General features: G+C 39.5%; 17 protein-coding genes and 2 tRNA genes. 9 read left to right on the top strand and 10 right to left on the bottom strand.

Features of this window, described 5'->3' with window-relative positions; genetic code table 11:
• Window positions 1-15 precede the first annotated feature (15 nt).
• Window positions 16-1,842, bottom strand: coding sequence for a threonine--tRNA ligase (gene thrS, locus CYAN7822_RS00350; RefSeq protein WP_013320235.1), 1,827 nt, complete (start codon window positions 1,840-1,842; stop codon window positions 16-18).
• Window positions 1,843-2,345: 503 nt separating this feature from the next.
• On the opposite strand from thrS, the gene CYAN7822_RS35430 reads away from it, so the two are divergent.
• The gene (locus CYAN7822_RS35430) at window positions 2,346-4,157 is read left to right on the top strand and encodes an AAA family ATPase (RefSeq protein ID WP_013320234.1); all 1,812 of its coding nucleotides are present in this window, start codon (window positions 2,346-2,348) and stop codon (window positions 4,155-4,157) included.
• Window positions 4,158-4,202: 45 nt separating this feature from the next.
• On the opposite strand, the gene CYAN7822_RS40075 is transcribed toward CYAN7822_RS35430, so the two are convergent.
• Entirely contained in the window at window positions 4,203-4,331 is a 129-nt protein-coding gene (locus CYAN7822_RS40075) for a hypothetical protein (RefSeq protein ID WP_013320233.1), read from the bottom strand.
• A 518-nt stretch (window positions 4,332-4,849) separates the two neighbouring features.
• Here CYAN7822_RS40075 and CYAN7822_RS00340 point away from each other — a divergent pair.
• The 3 genes from CYAN7822_RS00340 to CYAN7822_RS00330 all read left to right on the top strand — a co-directional run bounded on the left by CYAN7822_RS00340 (window position 4,850) and on the right by CYAN7822_RS00330 (window position 6,423).
• Window positions 4,850-5,173, top strand: a complete 324-nt coding sequence (locus CYAN7822_RS00340) for a DUF2605 domain-containing protein (protein WP_013320232.1) — start codon at window positions 4,850-4,852, stop codon at window positions 5,171-5,173.
• A 156-nt stretch (window positions 5,174-5,329) separates the two neighbouring features.
• Entirely contained in the window at window positions 5,330-5,650 is a 321-nt protein-coding gene (locus tag CYAN7822_RS00335) for a DUF2973 domain-containing protein (RefSeq protein ID WP_013320231.1), read from the top strand.
• Window positions 5,651-5,772: 122 nt separating this feature from the next.
• Entirely contained in the window at window positions 5,773-6,423 is a 651-nt protein-coding gene (locus CYAN7822_RS00330) for a YqiA/YcfP family alpha/beta fold hydrolase (protein ID WP_013320230.1), read from the top strand.
• Window positions 6,424-6,462: 39 nt separating this feature from the next.
• Here CYAN7822_RS00330 and CYAN7822_RS00325 read toward each other — a convergent pair whose 3' ends face one another.
• The 5 genes from CYAN7822_RS00325 to sds form a co-directional block, all read right to left on the bottom strand.
• The gene (locus tag CYAN7822_RS00325; protein ID WP_013320229.1) at window positions 6,463-7,629 is read right to left on the bottom strand and encodes a leucine-rich repeat domain-containing protein; all 1,167 of its coding nucleotides are present in this window, start codon (window positions 7,627-7,629) and stop codon (window positions 6,463-6,465) included.
• A gap of 80 nt (window positions 7,630-7,709) precedes the next feature.
• Window positions 7,710-9,095 carry an SDR family NAD(P)-dependent oxidoreductase gene (locus CYAN7822_RS00320; RefSeq protein ID WP_013320228.1) on the bottom strand — a complete coding sequence of 462 codons (1,386 nt, stop codon included), beginning with the start codon at window positions 9,093-9,095 and terminating at the stop codon, window positions 7,710-7,712.
• A 29-nt stretch (window positions 9,096-9,124) separates the two neighbouring features.
• Window positions 9,125-9,194: transfer RNA gene (locus CYAN7822_RS00315), tRNA-Arg, on the bottom strand.
• A gap of 2 nt (window positions 9,195-9,196) precedes the next feature.
• A tRNA-Ile gene (locus tag CYAN7822_RS00310) sits at window positions 9,197-9,270 on the bottom strand.
• A gap of 349 nt (window positions 9,271-9,619) precedes the next feature.
• The gene (sds, locus tag CYAN7822_RS00305) at window positions 9,620-10,591 is read right to left on the bottom strand and encodes a solanesyl diphosphate synthase (RefSeq protein WP_013320227.1); all 972 of its coding nucleotides are present in this window, start codon (window positions 10,589-10,591) and stop codon (window positions 9,620-9,622) included.
• Window positions 10,592-11,076: 485 nt separating this feature from the next.
• On the opposite strand from sds, the gene CYAN7822_RS00300 reads away from it, so the two are divergent.
• The 5 genes from CYAN7822_RS00300 (at window position 11,077) to CYAN7822_RS00280 (ending at window position 16,486) form a co-directional block, all read left to right on the top strand.
• Entirely contained in the window at window positions 11,077-11,289 is a 213-nt protein-coding gene (locus tag CYAN7822_RS00300) for a hypothetical protein (RefSeq protein ID WP_013320226.1), read from the top strand.
• A gap of 521 nt (window positions 11,290-11,810) precedes the next feature.
• The gene (locus CYAN7822_RS00295; RefSeq protein WP_013320225.1) at window positions 11,811-13,841 is read left to right on the top strand and encodes a ribonuclease catalytic domain-containing protein; all 2,031 of its coding nucleotides are present in this window, start codon (window positions 11,811-11,813) and stop codon (window positions 13,839-13,841) included.
• 166 nt (window positions 13,842-14,007) lie between these two features.
• Window positions 14,008-14,376, top strand: a complete 369-nt coding sequence (locus CYAN7822_RS00290) for a hypothetical protein (RefSeq protein ID WP_013320224.1) — start codon at window positions 14,008-14,010, stop codon at window positions 14,374-14,376.
• Between the two features lie 195 nt (window positions 14,377-14,571).
• On the top strand, window positions 14,572-15,621 hold the full coding sequence (locus tag CYAN7822_RS00285; RefSeq protein WP_013320223.1) for a Rieske 2Fe-2S domain-containing protein: 1,050 nt from the start codon (window positions 14,572-14,574) through the stop codon (window positions 15,619-15,621).
• A gap of 346 nt (window positions 15,622-15,967) precedes the next feature.
• Complete coding sequence (locus CYAN7822_RS00280; RefSeq protein WP_013320222.1) at window positions 15,968-16,486, top strand: SH3 domain-containing protein; 519 nt, start codon at window positions 15,968-15,970, stop codon at window positions 16,484-16,486.
• Between the two features lie 109 nt (window positions 16,487-16,595).
• Here the strand turns inward: CYAN7822_RS00280 and CYAN7822_RS00275 are convergent, their stop codons facing one another.
• Genes CYAN7822_RS00275 through rsfS form a run of 3 tightly spaced genes read right to left on the bottom strand, consistent with a single transcriptional unit; the run spans window position 16,596 to window position 18,538 of the window.
• Window positions 16,596-17,549 carry an asparaginase gene (locus CYAN7822_RS00275; RefSeq protein ID WP_013320221.1) on the bottom strand — a complete coding sequence of 318 codons (954 nt, stop codon included), beginning with the start codon at window positions 17,547-17,549 and terminating at the stop codon, window positions 16,596-16,598.
• 35 nt (window positions 17,550-17,584) lie between these two features.
• A complete protein-coding gene (locus CYAN7822_RS00270; RefSeq protein ID WP_013320220.1) occupies window positions 17,585-18,094 on the bottom strand; it encodes a CGLD27 family protein in 510 nt (169 codons plus the stop codon).
• 9 nt (window positions 18,095-18,103) lie between these two features.
• Entirely contained in the window at window positions 18,104-18,538 is a 435-nt protein-coding gene (gene rsfS, locus CYAN7822_RS00265) for a ribosome silencing factor (RefSeq protein ID WP_013320219.1), read from the bottom strand.
• Between the last annotated feature and the right edge of the window lie 21 nt (window positions 18,539-18,559).

The raw sequence follows: 18,559 nt of genomic DNA, 5'->3' as shown, positions 1-18,559 counted from the left end.
TGCCCACCCGACAAGTTAGAAATTAGTATGATTCGTGATCGCCTCCGTCACTTTCTCGATCACTTCACTAACTGCTATGGTTCCTAACTCTCCTGAAGCACGAGTCCTGATACTCAAGGTATTAGACTCCACCTCTTTTGCACCCACAACCGCCATCACCGGTATTTTTTGTTTCTCAGCATTGCGGATCATCTTACCGAGTCTTTCTCCGGAAGTATCTGCTTCTGCGCGTATTCCCTGAGATAACAGTTGTGCCGCAACTTCTTTAGCAAAGTCCAACTGAGGGTCACTCACCGGTAAAAGCCGCACTTGAATAGGGGCTAACCATAAAGGAAAATCTCCGGCATACTCTTCTATTAATATTCCCACTAAACGCTCTAAAGACCCAAACGGGGCACGATGGATCATCACAGGACGTTTTCTAGACCCATCTTCAGCGACATATTCTAAGTCAAACCGTTCGGGTAAATTATAGTCTACTTGAACGGTTCCTAATTGCCATTCTCGTTCTAGGGCATCTTGAAAGATAAAATCAAGTTTAGGACCATAAAAAGCCGCTTCTCCGGGTGCTTCAAAATGTTCCATATTCATTTTTTGCACAGCAGAACGAATAGCATTTTCGGCCTTATTCCAAACATCATCCCCGCCAATATATTTATCCGATGCCGGATCGCGGAAACTCAGTCTCGCTTTAAAGTTCTTTAATTGAAGACTCTTAAACACCGACAGAATTAAGTCAACCACACTCAAGAATTCCTCTTCGAGTTGTTCGGGAGTCACAAATAAATGAGAGTCATCAACGGTAAACCCTCGTACTCGGGTTAACCCCCCTAACTCTCCCGACTGTTCATAACGATAAACGGTACCAAATTCAGCTAAGCGCATAGGTAAGTCACGATAGGAACGTAACTCACTCTTATATATTTGGATATGAAAAGGACAGTTCATCGGTTTGAGGACAAACCCAATTTCATGAAGGGCAGACTCTTCATCTTCTGCCATCATGGGAAACATATCCTCTTTGTAATTTTGCCAGTGTCCGGAAATTTTAAACAGATCCACTCTAGCAAGATGAGGCGTAACCACCGGCAGATAACCCCGTTTTACCTGTTCTTTTTTGAGGAACTCTTCGAGGGTGGTTCTAATAATGGTGCCTTTGGGAGTCCAAAGCGGCAAACCCGGACCGACGACATCGGAAAATATAAATAGTCCTAACTCTCTTCCCAGTTTACGGTGATCCCGTTTTAATGCTTCTTCTTTACGCCGCTTGTATTCGGCGAGTTGTTCTGGGGTTTCCCATGCAGTTCCATAAATACGCTGTAGTTGTGCTTTAGTTTCATCGCCGCGCCAATAAGCGCCGGCTACCGTTTCTAATTCTATGGCTTTGGGGTCTATATCTGCTGTGCTTTCCACGTGAGGACCTGCACAGAGGTCCCACCATTGATCACCTAAATGATAAAGGGTGATCGGTTCTTGTATTCCTTCTAGTATTTCTAGTTTATAGGGTTCGTTGATGGCTTTTATTCGGCGTTCGGCTTCTTGGCGGCTGACTTCTTCGCGAATGACGGGGAGTTTACGTTTGATAATTTTGACCATTTCTTTTTTGATGGCCTTTAAGTCTTCTTCGCTAAAGGGTTGGGGGGTATCAAAGTCATAATAAAAGCCGTTTTCTGTCCAAGGTCCGATGGTGACTTGTGCTTTAGGAAAGAGTTGCTGTACCGCCATGGCCATGATGTGGGAGGCGGTGTGACGTATTCTTTTTAGGTTGTCAGACTCGCTGGTTTTGGGGAGTTTTATCGGTGGTTGTTCTTCGGTTGGTTGGGCGATCGGCGTTTTAACCATTAATCTGTTCTCTATAATATTGTGCTGTGTGTCTATTTAATATCATTGTCTCATCTTATCTGAGGACTGGGTTTCAAGTTTGCGCGGCTAACCCTATCCCCCTCACCCCCCTTTGAGGCGGCGTTAGTTTTATTATATAATACAAATTTGTAACACAACAGGGTTACGAGTTTAAGGTTCTTCTTTTTTAGCCTACACCCTAAAGGGTGCGGCTACACGAACGAAGCCCGCCTACGCGGGCTAGAAAATATCTGAGTAATGCCAAGAATTAATATTTTGTAGGGTGGACACTTCTGCCCTTAATATTAGGTAGAAATTTTAACTTTTTTAGGAAGTGCCCACCTAATTTTTAAGGGTAACAAAAGTTTTATATATGTCAAACAATGAGGCAATATTTAGCAAATGCTATAGCTTAATTTAAAACACAAGACCGTGAATAATTAGATTTTTTGCTAGAATTTATAAGTTAATTTAATAGCCGAAAGCGACGAAATAGAAAAAATATGTATCTCAAAAGCATTCTTTTAGAAAATGTTGGCCCTATCAGTTACTTTAATTTATCATTGCCTTTTTCAGATGGAGGAGTGCCTAAACCGTTTATTATTGTTGGGAAAAATGGTACAGGTAAAAGTATAATTTTATCATTTATTGTTCACCATTTAATTGCCGCCAAACAACTTATTTATGAAAATGCTGAAGTAGAACAAGGAAGAGTTTATAAATTGAGATCACCTCATTATATTCAAACAGGAAAGAATTATTATTTCTCTAAATTAAATTTTGAAGATAAACTAGAATTTATAGAATGGCAATTAAATCAATCGAAAAATAGTTTTGAAGATTACTATAAATATACGCCAATTTATAAAGAGTGGAAAGAAATTCCTCCATATGAAACTTCTTATTTAAAAAATAACGATTTAAGTATAACAGGATATCAAATTAAAGAACTCATCAATACAAATGTAGAATTATTTTTTCCTGCTAATAGATTTGAAGAACCTGCTTGGTTAAATGTAGAGCATTTGCTGGCTAAAGCAAATTTTATGGATTTAAAACATATTGCCGGTTATTCTAATCGCTCTATAATTAAATATAACGGTATCCAAGAAATAAAAAATTGGTTATTAGATATTTTATTTGATCGTGAAACTTTAGAAAAGATGATTATGAAGATTCCTTGTGAGGATTTGAATCCGAACAATTTATCTTTAAATATTTTGACAGGATATATAGGAAAGAATGCTAAATTATACGAAAGGGTTAATATATTTTTAAATATTATTTTTAATACGCAAGAAACTTTGAGCTTAAAATTAGGTAATAGACATAATCGAGTTTTTTCAATTATAAAAAATGAACAACCTTGGATTCCTAATATTTTTCAGCTTTCGACGGGAGAAACCTTATTATTTAATTTATTTTGTTCAATTTTAAGAGATTATGATTTAACTGAACAACCTTTTGAATCTACTCACGATGTTAGGGGTATTGTAATTATAGACGAAATTGATCTACACTTACATACTAATTTACAGCGCAATACTCTACCTAAACTCATTAAGCTTTTTCCTAAAGTTCAATTCATTATTACTACCCATTCACCCTTATTCTTGCTAGGTATGAGGGATGAGTTTACTGATGATGGGTTTCAAATTGTAGAAATGCCTGACGGAAACTTGATCACCGCCGAAAGATTTAAAGAATTTGATCATGCTTACACATATTTTAAGCAAACTGAGAAATATCAAAATGATTTAGAAGAAGCTATCAAAAATAGCAAAAAGCCGATTGTTTTTGTAGAGGGTGACTATGATATTAGATATATCACCAAAGCCGCCCAAGAGTTAGGTAAGACAGAACTTTTAGATAAGATAGAATTAAAAAATGGTGATGGTTGTCCTAATTTAGATAAATTATGGAAGAATGTAAATACTCAAATAGCAGAAGCTTTCTCTCAGCGAGTTTTATTACTTTATGATTGCGATACTCAGAAACAGCCAGATCAAAAAGGAAAAATTACTAAAATAGTTATTCCTTCAAGTGACGAAAATCTAATTAAAAAAGGTATAGAAAATCTTTTGCCAAAATCAACTATAGAAAGAGCTATTGACCATAAACAAGCTTTTATAGATATAACTAAAACTATTAAAATTGAGCGGGGTAAAGAAATACCTGAAGTTATCAAATATGAAGTTAATAATGATGAAAAGAAAAATTTATGTAACTGGTTATGTCAAGAAGGAGATGAGACAGATTTTCAACACTTTAATACAATATTTAATATTATTGAAGAGTTTATTAATGAGAGTTGAGATATTATAGGTAGGTTTTGGTAGGCAATGTCCACCCTACAATTATTAAGTACGCCTTTTTCCCATAGGTTTGTGCTGCTCTTGAATCTGTTCTCGATTTTTTTCTAGAAACTCTTCTAATTCTTCTAAAGGGACTTGTACCGTTTCTCCATTTTTAAGTTTTACTGTAAACATAGCTGTTTTCTGTTTTAGCTGTATTTGCTCGGTTGGTGTCTTTTTGAGAGTAGCCAGGGTGAACGTCTTTAATCAACATATTACAAGCAGAATATCTAATTAGCAAGATAGAAACGATACCAAGTGAACAGACGATTAAAAAAGAGTATGATTTTTCTAAAAGTGAAATAGGAAAGTTATATCACACAAATGCTAGATTTTGCTTTTTTAAACTCCAATCCGAAAAAGGATTTTTTGTCAACAATAAAATCATTTACTCATGCGGCTCAATACCCATCGCTCTCAAGCACTCTGCAAGCCGCGCGGCTTTTTCCTGTGCTTCTAATAGCTGTTGTTGTTTTTCAACCTTTAACCTCTATCCTAACAAACAAGCAACACACGGAGGGTTAGGAGGTCAAAAACGGCTCTAAGTATATATTCTTATCTCTATTAGCCAAAGATGAAAATTTATTTTAAATTATGTTAAGAAATTTAAATAACGCTAAGATAAGACTGGAATAGAAAACCATTTTAAGATAATGTCAAATTCACAACCCTCTGAACCCGAACTCCTGAATACCGTTCTCAAGCCCCTGTTAGAAGATTTCCAATACTGGTTTTCTCGCGCCTGTACATTATTAGAAAACGAGCGGCTGTCATTCATCTCCTGTGAAGAACAAACGGACTTACTCGAACGGGTAAAACAGGCTCAAAAAGAAGTAACCACTGCTCAAATGTTATTTCAGGCGACGGATGGACAAGCGGGTATCGAAGCGAGTATGCTAGTACCTTGGCATAACTTAGTAGCTGAGTGTTGGCGAATTTCGATGCGTTGGCGTTCTATAAAACAGAAACCCGAGTAAAATTCTAAGCAGTCATAGCTAAGACATGATCCCCGGTATGAAAAAACCAAGGTCTATCCTTGGTAAGCTATTTATATACGACTGTCTGATTCAATTCTTTTTTGGTAATTAATCAATACCCCCCATAGACTCGAATCTTTCTAGGAGCATAATAATATGTTACATTTACTTTACATTTTGGCCTTTACGATAATTGCTTTTTTGGCTATTAGCAACCTCATCCGTAGTTTAATCACTGTGAGTATGGACTCACAACGTCGTTATCCAAGTGCGGCAGCTAATGCTAGACGCGCCAGAGCAAATACTTATTACAATGCTCAAACTATTCACCCAGAATTATTAGATAAAAATGGTCGTCCTATTAGTGAGCCGCTTTTAGTTATGCGTTCAGTTACGGTGGAAGATGCTCGTCAACAATTAGATGCCCTTTATAATTCTTCTCCTAGCCAACCCAAAGAAACCGACGAGGAAGGTTAATAATTAAACTTATATAATTCCTTATTTATTATATCTGTTTTTTGGGTAAAAGATCAGTAGCCGTTTATGAATGGGTTACTGATTTTTTGTGATTCTTGTCAAAATATGGCTCTAAATTCTGTATGGTAAATTACATTTATTTACATGGTTTTGCTTCGAGCAACAATTCCACTAAAGCTCAATACATCGGTAATCATTTTCAAAACTGTCAAATTCCTCTGACAATTCCTGATCTCAATGACGGCAATTTTTCTCAACTAACCCTAACACGACAATTACAACAAGCGGCTGCTTTATTTCCTGATGCCGTTACCCCTGTTAGAATCATTGGTTCTAGTTTAGGTGGGTTAGCGGCTGCCTGGTTAGGACAGCAATATTCTCAAGTAGAATCTCTTGTTTTATTAGCGCCGGCTTTGGGTTTTTTAGATCTGTGGTTATCTTATTTAGGAGAAGCCCAGGTTAAGCAATGGCAAGAGACAGACTCGTTATTAGTTTATCATTACGGTGAGCGGCGAATGCTACCGATTCATTATCAATTTGTTGAAGACCTTAAACAATATTCTCTCAACCAATTAAATAGACCAATTCCTACTTTAATTCTACAGGGTCGCTATGACGAAGTTATCCCCATAGCATTTAGCCGCCGCTATGCTAGTGAACGCCCTTGGGTAAAATTAATTGAACTAGAAAGTGATCATAGTTTAACTAATGTTTTGCCCCAAATTTGGCAAGCTATTCAGCACTTTTTTAATCTGTCTCCCTCTACACCGTGAAGGATATTTATTAATAATAAAGGGGGCTAGGATTTTAAATTATTTTGTCCGATAGACACTCCTTATTAAAGCCACATCACGCGGCAATAAATTATCCGATGAATTTAAGTTGCGGTTACGTTCGAGTAAAGCCTTAATTTGTGGCTCTAACTTGCCATCTAAAATCAGGTGTTGCAAGCGATAATTTTTTTCTAGACCCTCAATAATAGCCATCTTACCCTGTTCTGTAATCCCATTACCTCGCAGATTAAGCCTTAATAAATTTGAGTCATTTGCCAGCAATTTACCAACTCTCTCAGCGCCAGCAGCCCCAAGAGAATTAGCTCTAGCGGCTAAAACTTGAGTAGAGGGACTATAACCCAAATCAAGGTTAACTAAAGAAGGATGACCTTCTATCGCCTCTAAAATCGCCATCCCTCCTGTGGATGTAATCCCATTACTAGCAACTCCCAACTCAATTAAAGTGCTATTTTGCCGTAAACCATCAGCCAATTCAATAGCACCTACATCTCCCAAATGATTAACATTCAAAAATAAATACTTAATATTGGGGTTAGTTTTGAGTAACATAGATAGGCGTTTAGCCGCTTGATCATAAATTTGATTCCCCCCCAGATACAAACGCTCAACAGTGCGATTTTTATCAATCAAAACATCAAGAATCCTATTTAACCCTGTTTCTTCCAAATGAGTATTAACTAAATCCAAAGTCCGAATACTTTTATTAATGCTCAACATTTCGGCCAAATATTCAGCGCCTATTCTACCGATGGGATTACGCTTAAGCCATAACCCAGTGACCGAAGTATTCAAACTCAGGGCCGCAGCCAATTGAGCCGCACCTTTTTTAGTAATCTGATTACACCCCAAATAAACCACTTCTAAATGACTATTATGTTGAATCAACTTCGCCACCGCAGACGCACCCACATCACCAATACCATCAGTTCCCAAAAGCAAACTAATAACAGTAGTATTAGCCCTCAAAACATCAGTAATTTGCTGACAACCTGTAACCCCAATTCCCTGTTTACATAAATCCAACCTACCATCAGGCATCATTGTACCCCGAGGAAATCTTACAGGTTCAGTCACAGGAATATTTCCCTGAAGATATTCAATCAAAGGCACAATTTCTTCTAAATCTTTGGCCCCACTTTCCACCGCTTCATCTATAGGACAATGATTAATAAAATCTCCTTGCATCTTAATCTCCTTTCAACATTCATATTCATCTGCTACAGGCTGGGGTGTGAACCAAGTTCCGCACTACGGATAATAATCCCCTACCAAGGATAAGGATGATAATCCTTCAGAAAAAAACCTGATAAAGGTTCTACTTCTTGTTCTATCCCTTGCACAATTGGATCATAAACTCTTGCCATCCCATCAATAATATCTAGCGGCGGATAAAACCCATTTTTTTCTTGTAAATACATCTTCTTAGGATAAGGATTCTCATCAGTAATCCATCCCGTATCTACACTATTCATAAAAATCCCATCAGTCGCATAATCTGCCGCCGAAGTCCGAGTCATCATATTTAAAGCCGCTTTAGCCATATTAGTATGAGGATGATGAACGGTTTTATCCTTACGGTTAAATTGCCCTTCCATAGCCGATACATTAATAATAAAACGCCGCTCAAATTGAGAACGTATCAGCAGAGGTTTTAATTGACTATTTAAAATAAAAGGAGCTACGGCATTAACTAACTGAACTTCCAACATCTCTACAGAACTAACCTGATCTAATTTCAGCCGCCAGCTATTCTGGGAACGCCGATCTAATTGTTGCCCATCTTCATCAAAAATCTGAGGGGGAAAATCTCTTTGATTGATCGTCAGATGTCCGGGATAATTTCCATAGCTTTCTAGCAATAAAGGAGCCGAATTAATCCGAGAGGTAATTAACCCTTCCACCGCCAACGGAAGAAAATTTTTATCAGCTTTTTCTCCTTCTAAAAGATGTTGATAAAAGGCTAACGGGCGCTTAATGGTTTGAGCCGCATTATTAATGATGATATCTAAAGCTTTTTCCGTATCAAAAAGATAGCGAACTAAGTTTTCTACTGCTCCGAGATTACGTAAATCTAACCCATAAATTTGTAAGCGATCACGCCAATAACCAAAATCTACCTCACTGCTAAAACCTTTAGCCGCATCGTGAGGAAATCGAGTAGTAACAATAACTTTTGCTCCATCTTTTAGGAGTCTTAATGCTGTTTGATAACCAATTTTAATACGTCCCCCAGTAATTAGAGCAACACGCCCCTTTAAATTTGTGCGTTGATGCCGTTTATGATAGTTAAACTCAGCACAAATGGGACATAGGGAATGATAAAAAAAATGAATATCTGTATAAGGTTGTTTGCAGATATAACAGGGAATGGGATGAGAAAGTTTTTGACCTTTAAAAAAGAATGAACTTGGCAAATTTGCGCTCGGTTGCTGTCGAGTTTTATTTTTAACTATTGCCGTCGTATTTTTGATTTTTTTATCTTCTTGCTGTGGCTCTTGTGCTAGATTACGGCGCACAATTTTTTTACCATTTTTGTATATTTTTGCAATTAAACTTTTAAAGCGTTCATGATTATTAATCAGTTCTGTATTTTCTGATATTTCCTGTAACACTCTCAGACAAGTTTCTAACTCTTCTGGGTTAATCTTCATACACTCATCATATATTTCATGAAATTGGAAAACTGGAAGGAATCGAACCTTCAACCTTGGGATTCGCAATCCCATACTCTTCCGTTGAGCTACAGTTTTCCTGGAGGGAGCGAGGATTTGAACCTGCAACCTCTTTCCTGCATAAGAAAGCGCTCTTCCGTTGAGCTATCCCCCCTGTAACATAGTGTAGCACAAAAGCGATATAACTGTCAGCCGCTCCTAAACTAATACTCTAGTATTATGTAACGGAAATACCTACCGATTTATTTCGTCGGCGGAAATTGTCAAATACGACTAATGATTTGAGCTAGGGGGTTTCAACTAACTCAAATTATTTTGGCTCAAATGAGAAACTTTTTATCAATTAAAAGCGGATTTAATCAACAATTTTTCTTTCTTTTTTATCGCCGCTAATTTGAAGATTTTTATGAGTTTATTGGGTGTTTTCATGTTCAATATCCTCGGGTTTTAACGGATTGTAAAATTGACTGTCAAATGGTTTTTGAAACCGAGTTGTAACAGACTTAATAAAGACGACTCAAGTTGTAATCTACCAAATCCGCTAATACCTGACTAGATGGAGAAGGTTGCAAACATTTTAAATGTTCCAAAGCCAACTGAGCGTAGTTAGAAGCTAATTCCCTTGATAGCTCAATTCCGTTGCTTTCTTTGACTAATTGTAAGGCTTTTTCTAGGTCACCTTCTTCGCTAAATTCTCGTTCGATCAATACTTCTAAATAGGGATTTTCCTCCATAGCGTACAAAGCTGGAGCGGTAATGTTTCCACTTGCCAAATCCGAGCCGGTAGGTTTGCCTAATACTTCTGTAGGTGACGTAAAGTCAAGAATATCATCGACGATTTGAAAAGCTAAACCTAAATAGCGGCCATAGTTGTACAAATGTTCAGTGACTTCTCGGGGAACATCACTTAAAACCGCCGCCGCTTTGGCACTATTAGCCATTAAAGAAGCTGTTTTGTAATAACTTTTTTCTAAGTAAGCTTCTAGGGTTATGCCAGTATCAAATAGATTGATTCCCTGCTGTATTTCTCCTTCAGCAAAATCTCGGATCACTTCAGATAGCAGTTTGACTACTTCTAAATTATCCAAGTTAGCTAAATACCATGACGACTGAGCAAACAGAAAATCGCCGGCTAAAACCGCAATTCGGTTGTCGAACAAACTATTAACCGTAGGAACATTGCGGCGTAGTTCAGCTTCATCAACCACATCATCATGGACTAAACTAGCGGTGTGAATCATTTCAGTGATTTCTGCTAGTCGCCGATGTCTAGGAGTAATATCTTGATCTAACATGGTCGCTCTCGATACCAGTAGAACGAGCGCCGGTCGGATTCGTTTCCCTCCGGCATCGAACAGGTGTTCGGCGGCCGCGGCCAGAATGGGATGGCGAGCGCCAACAAGCTTTTTTAGGTTCTCGCTTAGGAGACGGAGATCCTTGTCTACGGGAGCAAATAAAGATGTGCTTGAGATCATTGGTGAGCCGAAGTGGGCAAATTAGTTACGAAAGTTTACATATACTCATACTTATTTTAAGATAAGCTTCCCTTACCCAGGAAAATTTGTCTTAGGATCTCTCGGGATTTTGAGCGACCAAACCCTGAACTGTGGGGAAAAAAATCTTCAAAAAAATCTCTACATCTAGGGGTATCTTATGTTAAGCTAATAGTGAGGGTTTTAAGTATTTCCAACACCCGTTCCTCCCAAAACTTGTAGAAAGAGATTTTCAATCACTAGGCTTGGGGAGAACGCGAAGGTTGGGCAGCTATTGCCTGACGTTCCTAAAAAGAGACTCAGCGATTGATGGCTCTACAGTTTTCTATCTCAAAGTAAGATAGAAGGCCCAAATTACTGCGCGTGTTGGCTGTAATGAGCTAAAAAGAACAAAGAAGGGAGAAGTCCTAATCTTTGTGAGTCAGGATTAGTAGTAATGATCGGTTTACTACTTATCCAGATAGGCTATGGCATTTAAGCCGATACCGGTTTTTCCCGCTCAAAATCAAGAACCTACTGCTCGTTTTACCCACCTTACTCCAGTGATAGAAGAAATGCCTGTACTCACGATATTGCTTGCTGCCGCTTATTTGTTAGCGATATATTTTTTACTAACTCTAGCCAAACATATAGCCAAACTTGCTCGACATTCATCGCGTGATGTAAGTCAAGTGAGTTAAGGGTTAGAAACTATCCTCACGCTAAGCCAGAGTTTGGCACTGAGGAGCAAGAGAAACTAAACAGTGAACTACGGTTTTGAGGCCCAAGACCCCTAACGAGATAGAGTTGATCGGATTGAGGGCCTCTTAAGTAGCTTAGCAATTTGATGAGCCGAAAATAGATGATAAGCGAGAGTAAATATAGATAATTTTAGCATAAAGAAAATCCGAACAGGGAAGCTTAAAAGAAAGAGACAGATGACGAGAGCAAAAATGATTGAATTTTATGTAGCGAGAAAAGGGAGTGGTAAAATAAAAAATGCGGCTATATGCTCAATCTAAGCCATTGCCCCTCAAAGGCAGAGCAACCCTTGAGCAACAAACCGTTTCAGACTGGTGAGGGCTAAAGTTCCTAACGAAGAACGGTCAGCCACTCCGCAGGCCAAGTAATCAACAAGAGTCTGGAGGAAAAAGGGTAGCGATGCCCAACGAGCGCAAAAGAGACATAAACATAGCATTAATATAGGTAAAGTACAAAACTGGTGGAAAAGGGAACGCTCTCAAAGGGAAAACTCGTAGAATTCAGGCTACAAGGCGAACGTCGATTAGCCGTTGTTGATCGGCCTGACGGGAAAAAAGACTGGATAGTTATCGATCAAGGAGGACAAGCTCATAAAATACGTCCTCAGCGAGTAGAATTTGAAGTCACCGGGGGTCCATACCAGCCGAGTGATATTGCCAATTTTCTCCAACAAGTACAGCCATTCATCGATCCATCTAGCTTAGAAGTAGCCTGGGAATTGCTGGTAGAAGAAGGGACACCTGTAACCCCATCGGAAATGGCGTTGCTATTGTTTTCTGAGCAAAGTCCAGTGCTGTGCTACGTCGCCCATAGTCTGCTGTGTGAAGATAAGATATACTTTAAGAAAAAAGGGGACAGCTACGAACCCCGCTCGGCTGTACAAGTAGAAGAAATCAAACATCAGTTAGAAGTCGAAGAACAGCGTCAGCGAGAAAAACAAGGGTTTTTTACTCGGATTCAAAAAGCCTTAGCCAAAGAAAAAGTCGAATGGCTAGACAGTGATCGTACCCGTTTAGAAGCACTTGAGAAATTTATCCTTCAACCTGAACAGAAACATTCATCCGCGCAGGACATCCTAAATGCTGTTGATCGTTCACAAACTCCAGAAGCCGCCTTGGAGTTACTGATCTCTTTAGGGTGGTGGAGTCCTCATGAAAATCTGTTTCTACGTCGTAGTTCTTATCCTGTCCAATTTCCGAAAAGGGTTCTAGAAGTGGCCAAAAGTTGTTTAGTATCACCTCCCCCAGACCCGGATGTAAAGCGTCTGGATTTAACTCATCTAAAAATTTACACCATTGATGACGAGAGTACACAGGAAATCGACGATGGGTTAAGTGTAGAATTTTTGGACGAGGGAAAAATCCGTCTATGGATTCATATTGCTGATCCGTCTCGTCTGGTGACTCCAGGAGATGAACTCGACTTAGAAGCTAGACGGCGCAGTACCAGTTTATATTTACCCACCGGCATGATTTCCATGTTTCCGCCGGAACTCGCTACAGGGCCGATGAGTTTAGTACAAGGACAAGTCTGTCCGGCCTTAAGCTTTGCGGTGATTTTAAACGATGATGGTTCAGTATTGGATTATTCGATTCATGCCAGTCTAGTTAAGCCAACCTATCGCTTGACTTATGAAGATGTGGATGAAATGCTACAACTCGACATTAAAGCTGAACCGGAAATAGGGATTTTGGGGAGTAGTGCAATTCGGCGCGTCGAATGGCGTAAATCTCAGGGGTCAATTAATATTTCTATGCCCGAGTCGGTCATCAAAGTGAAAGAAAATGATGAAATTGTGGTGGAATTACTCTATAGTTCTCGTTCTCGTCAGTTAGTAGCCGAGATGATGATTTTAGCCGGGGAAGTGGCCGGGCGTTATTGTCAGCAACATGAGCTACCTGTGCCTTTTCGCGGTCAACCTCAGCCAGAATTACCCCCAGAAGAAGAATTAATTGTTTTGCCAGCCGGACCAGTTCGCTCTTGTGCCCTGCGTCGCTGTATGCCGCGTTCGGAATTGACCACAACCCCATCTCGTCATGCAAGTTTAGGGTTAGATGTGTATACTCAAGTAACCTCTCCCATTCGTCGTTATACAGATTTATTAACCCATTTTCAAGTTAAAGCCCATTTACGAGGCGATCCATTACCCTTTTCCATCGAACAGATGCAAGAAATCATCTATAGTGTGGCGACCTCTACATCAGAAGCTACCTCTGTAGAACGTCAGACAAATCGCTATTGGGGGCTAGAATTTTTGCGGCGCAATGGCGATCAAGCTTGGCACGCAATTCTCTTGCGCTGGTTACGCGAAGAAGAGAATCTTGGCTTGATTTTGTTGGAAGAGTTAGGATTAGAGTTACCTCATCGGTTTGAGCGTTTAATTCCCTTGGGCCAACGTTTTACCGTACAAGTCACTCGCGCTGATCCTCATCGAGATGAAATTCGCTTTCGGGAAATGTTGTCTCATGAAATTCAATCAGTGATTAGTTAAAATGATCTTGACTAGGATTGATCGGATTTTTACTTATATAGAGATGAGGTAGGAAACTCAACTGTAAGTAATTAAAGTAACTATTTATTGACCAAAAAGTTTTCTACCATGAAATAGTAATTCAAAATTCAGTTTTTCGGGTTTTGAGTTTTGAATTTTAAAAAATATGGATAAAAAAAATCAATTTAAACCTTGCCAAATTGTTTGTTTAGAACATAAAAATTCTTGTCTTTATGGTGAAGTGGTTCAAGTGATCACCACAAGAGAATTATGTTGGGTGCGTCCCTTGATTTTGGCTAAGTTATCGCTTGAAGCTGCTATTTTTGAGGATTTTGTGCCGGAAAAACAAGTGGTGGATGTTCGTCTAACTTCGGATTTGATTTTTCCGATGAATTTGTTTAGAGCGGCTTTAGATATAGAAGTTATTCCTATTTTAAGTCAATTAGAAAAAATGGATTTAACCCCTTCAAAAATTCAGATAGCCAAAGGAGAGTTACAGGATTTTATTAAAAATTTTTGGACTCAGGAGTCGTAAATCTTAAAAACTCTTATCAGGGGTAGCGGTTCATTGGAAGTATTATGGTATAGCTGTATTCGGCGGCTATAAATAAGTTAAGGGTTAAGCCGAGAAACATTTACTTAACTATTTAGTCATATAGATGTAAATCAATGATATGATTCTACACTGGTTAATGATCAGCCCAAGGCATTGAAAGGAGGGAGACTTAAGATGACAACCTTGTTACGTAATTTTTGGTACGTAGCACTAGCGGCGAAAAACCTCAAAGCCGGCCAGCTAGTGGGTAAAAAAATGCTAGGTGAACCGGTTTTAATTGGGCGAAAAGCTGATGGTGAAGTATTTGCTATGCGGGATATTTGCCCCCATCGAGGAATTCCCTTACGTCACGGTTGGCTAGAAGGGGATGACGTTTGTTGTTGTTATCATGGCTGGAAGTTTGATACTAAAGATGGGCGTTGCTCAGAAATTCCCTCTTTAACCGAATATGATAAGTTAGATTTTCGACGCATACAAGTTCAGACTTATCCTGCCCGTGAAATTCAGGGTCACATCTGGGTGTATATTCCCTCTGAAGCTAAACGAAATCTTGATGAGTCTGAACTTCCGCCAGTTCCCACCGTGCCTGATTTTGGTAAAACTGCCCCCCAAATTGCCGAAACTTCTCACTTTGCTTGTGATGTGGACCAGGCCGTGATTGGATTAATGGACCCGGCACATGGTCCTTATGTTCATAGCGCTTGGTGGTGGCGCAGTGGTCCAAGAAAGTTTCGCGTTAAAGAAAAACTCTATGAACCGGTGCCGATGGGTTTTCGCTTAGCGCCTTATGAAATGCCGGTGAGTGCTAAACCTTATAAGTTATTGGGAAATAAAGTATCGATCGAAATTGTTTTTCAGTTACCGACGCTTAGACAAGAGATTTTAAGGGGCGATCGTCATAAAGCCTGTTTATTAACGGCTATTACACCCATTGATGAAAATCAATGCGAGGTGCATCAAAGTATTTATTGGACTATTCCTTGGCTGGGGATTTTTAAGCCGATTATGCGTTATTTAACCGTAGAATTTTTAAATCAGGATCGAGACGTGGTGATTAAGCAGCAAGAGGGGTTAAGTTATCATCCTTCTTTGATGTTAATTGATGATGCTGATACTCAGGCGAAATGGTATTTTAGTTTAAAGCGGGAATACGAGCGCTCCCAGCAAGAAAATAGACCCTTTAACAATCCGGTTGAGGCGAAAATTCTACGGTGGAGAAGTTAAGCACTCTATTTGTCATTAACTCCTCGGCTAGAACCCAGAATTTAGCTTGTCGAGGATTCATCGATTTGCTGTTGAAGTTGCTCTTAGGCAGTTGAGAGCAATTTCTGGTTGCTTTCTCGCTTCTGCTATTGTTGTTGCTTCTTGATGAGTAAATTGTACTACTTGCGATTGCTAAAGAAAATGGAAGATAATTAAGAAAGATAGTGGTGCAAGGCAAGATACTAACGATTAAATCCATTGAGGCGTTCCTAAAAATATAGCTGATCAACTCGCTTCTCTAGCAGCTAGATAATTTAAAGCTTTAATAAATTGCCACAAAATCATAACTCAAGGAGATAACAGTGGTATGAAATTTAATAAAAACTTAGTAAAATTTGGCATCACTTTAATCCCTGTAGCTCTTTCTTTGTTTACTAATATTACGAAAGTCGCTGCACAACCCAGTGGTCAGGCGGTTGTTTTTGACCCTCCTTCTAATGTGAGGGTTACGCCTAACGGGGCAGTATTATGTTCAGTGCGAACCGTTAGCCCTATCAATATTTATGGCTCACAAAATGGATGGTATGTCACTGATGCCTGTGGAGAAATGGGCTATATTCATTCTAGCCAAATCCGTCTTCAATCCAATAATCAACCTCAAAGAGGGCCTGTTGTTTGTGATGTTATTAATATTGAAAGAGGACAATTAGCCCTCCGTTTTAGTCCTAACGGAAAATCAAGGGCTGGACTTGATAACGGTAACACAGTTCGCCTACTCTCTCAACAAAGAAATTGGGCTAACGTTCGTGTCATTCAAGGCCCTAATCCGGCAGTGAATGGGTTAGAAGGTTGGGTAAATTCTGATTACCTTTCTTGTCATGACTAGGTGATGTTTTTATTAGATTTTTTTAGCCCTTTAAAAATGTGATCTCATAGTCCATTAAGTAGGGTGCATGACGCTAATTGTCACGCACCAATTTTTGCTCTTTTAAAGTTTAAAGCAGGGATAACTCTTCTATCACTTCCAAACGTTTATACTTACTTAAAGTCATAAACTTTTCAGATAAAACTTCAGCAACACTAGGGCTGATCCATCCCATTTGTTTGAGTAACTGAATAGCCACTGCATATTTAGCTCTTTTTGCCCCATCTTTTACCTTAATGGCTAACCCCATTCCCTCACCAATGCGTCCAATACATTGAATGCCTTCTGCACCGGATTTGCTGACAATTTCCCCTTCAGTGATACGCATCAGTTCAGTATCAAAGGTTCCCTCACCGGCTACCATAGTAGGATGATGGGTCATAGCTCTGACAATTCTCTCCATATCTACAGTTTGACCGGAAGATAATTGAGCATATAAATGAGCCATTTGTCCAAGCTGCATCGAATAAGTCGGGGCCCCACAATCATCTCTGGCCCCAATTAACTCATCTCCAGGCATTCCTAATAACTCAGCTATTTTACCTAAAATTAACTGTTGTAGAGGAGATGACCGTTTTAGATAAGTATTGAGCGGCCAATTGCGCTGCTGACAAACCGCCAGCATTCCCGCGTGTTTTCCTGAACAGTTGTATTGTAAAGGACTTTGCCCGCCTTCGGGAATCGGACATTGCAAGGCACTTGGATCAATATCTGCACGCCAAAGAACATTAAAAACTTGCCGCGCTTGTTCAATGTTCCCTTGATGGGAACTGCAAATAATTGCTAAATCTTTATCCGTCAAATCATAACGTTCTAGTGTGCCGGTGCTGGTAACGGCTAAAGCTTGAAACGGTTTGAGGGCCGAGCGCATAAAAGTAGCCGTTTCGGCACTGCCGGCGGCTAATAAAACCCGTCCTTTTTCATCACAGACGGCGGCTTCAGCCAGATGAACGGATTCTATAATTCCTTCTCTGAGCAGATGAACTTCGATTTTGGGCGTTTGAGTTCGTTTTCCCCTGGTCATTCGATTTTGAAGTTTTAATGAAAGGATGTTGGCGGTTATATATTTTCCAGACAGAACCACAGAAGGCTGCTACTACCGATTAAACTAGCTAACACAAGAGCAGTTTTTTTGATCCGCTTGAGAATTGGCTCTACTTGATAGGAGAGAATTAGGCGATCACGGATCAATACTTCTGGGGTTTTTTGCCATATTTGACCATCATACCATCCGGATTCTTCATAAAACACCTGTTCAGCGTTCAATCGATCACTGATATAAAACCATCCCAAATATAACCGAAGTAGAACCAATCCCACGATCAAGCAAGTTCCTACGATGGCTGATAACACAAATAGTAGAGGCTTTTTCTGGAGGGGGAAACTCGTTGCCGCTATGGGGCCGACTAAGATCCAACTCCATAACCACACCCATCCTAGTTTTCTCCAATATGGTACTGGTTCTAAGGTCGCCCAGCAAAAAAACCAAGATTCTTTTAACTGTTCGTATTCGTTAACTGGTTGTTGTTCGCTAGGAACTGGACAAATTTCCCGATAAGATCCTTTCATATCATCGTCCTACTCTTGCAATGAGTCGATTTCAGACAGGTTAAACCGTTTGGCATGGCCCCAGAATGCTTCTAGATTATAAAATTCTCGTTCTTCTGGCAAAAAGATATGAACGATCACATCGCCATAATCTTGAAGTACCCAGCTTCCTTCGCTTTTTCCTTCTGTACGGGAGGGATAGCGGTTACATTCAATGGCGGCTTTTTCTTCGATCGCATCCGAGATGGCTCTGACTTGTGTTCTCGAAAACCCTGTAACAATGATAAAGTAATCGCTTAGATAGGAAACATCTGATACATCTAAGGCCACAATATCAGCCCCTTTGCGATCATCGGCGGCTTGAGCGATCGTCCAAGCTAGACGACTGGTTTTTTTATCTGCCTCAGTGGTCGGAAACGAGAGGGTTAATAGGTTATTTAAGGGATAGTTTTCAGTATTTGTCATTCAATCCAAGGATGTTGTTTA

Source organism: Gloeothece verrucosa PCC 7822 (assembly GCF_000147335.1).
In the GTDB taxonomy this organism is placed as follows: domain Bacteria; phylum Cyanobacteriota; class Cyanobacteriia; order Cyanobacteriales; family Microcystaceae; genus Gloeothece; species Gloeothece verrucosa.
Note: the sequence above shows the minus strand (reverse complement) of the source record. Positions and strands in the feature narration are given on the sequence as shown.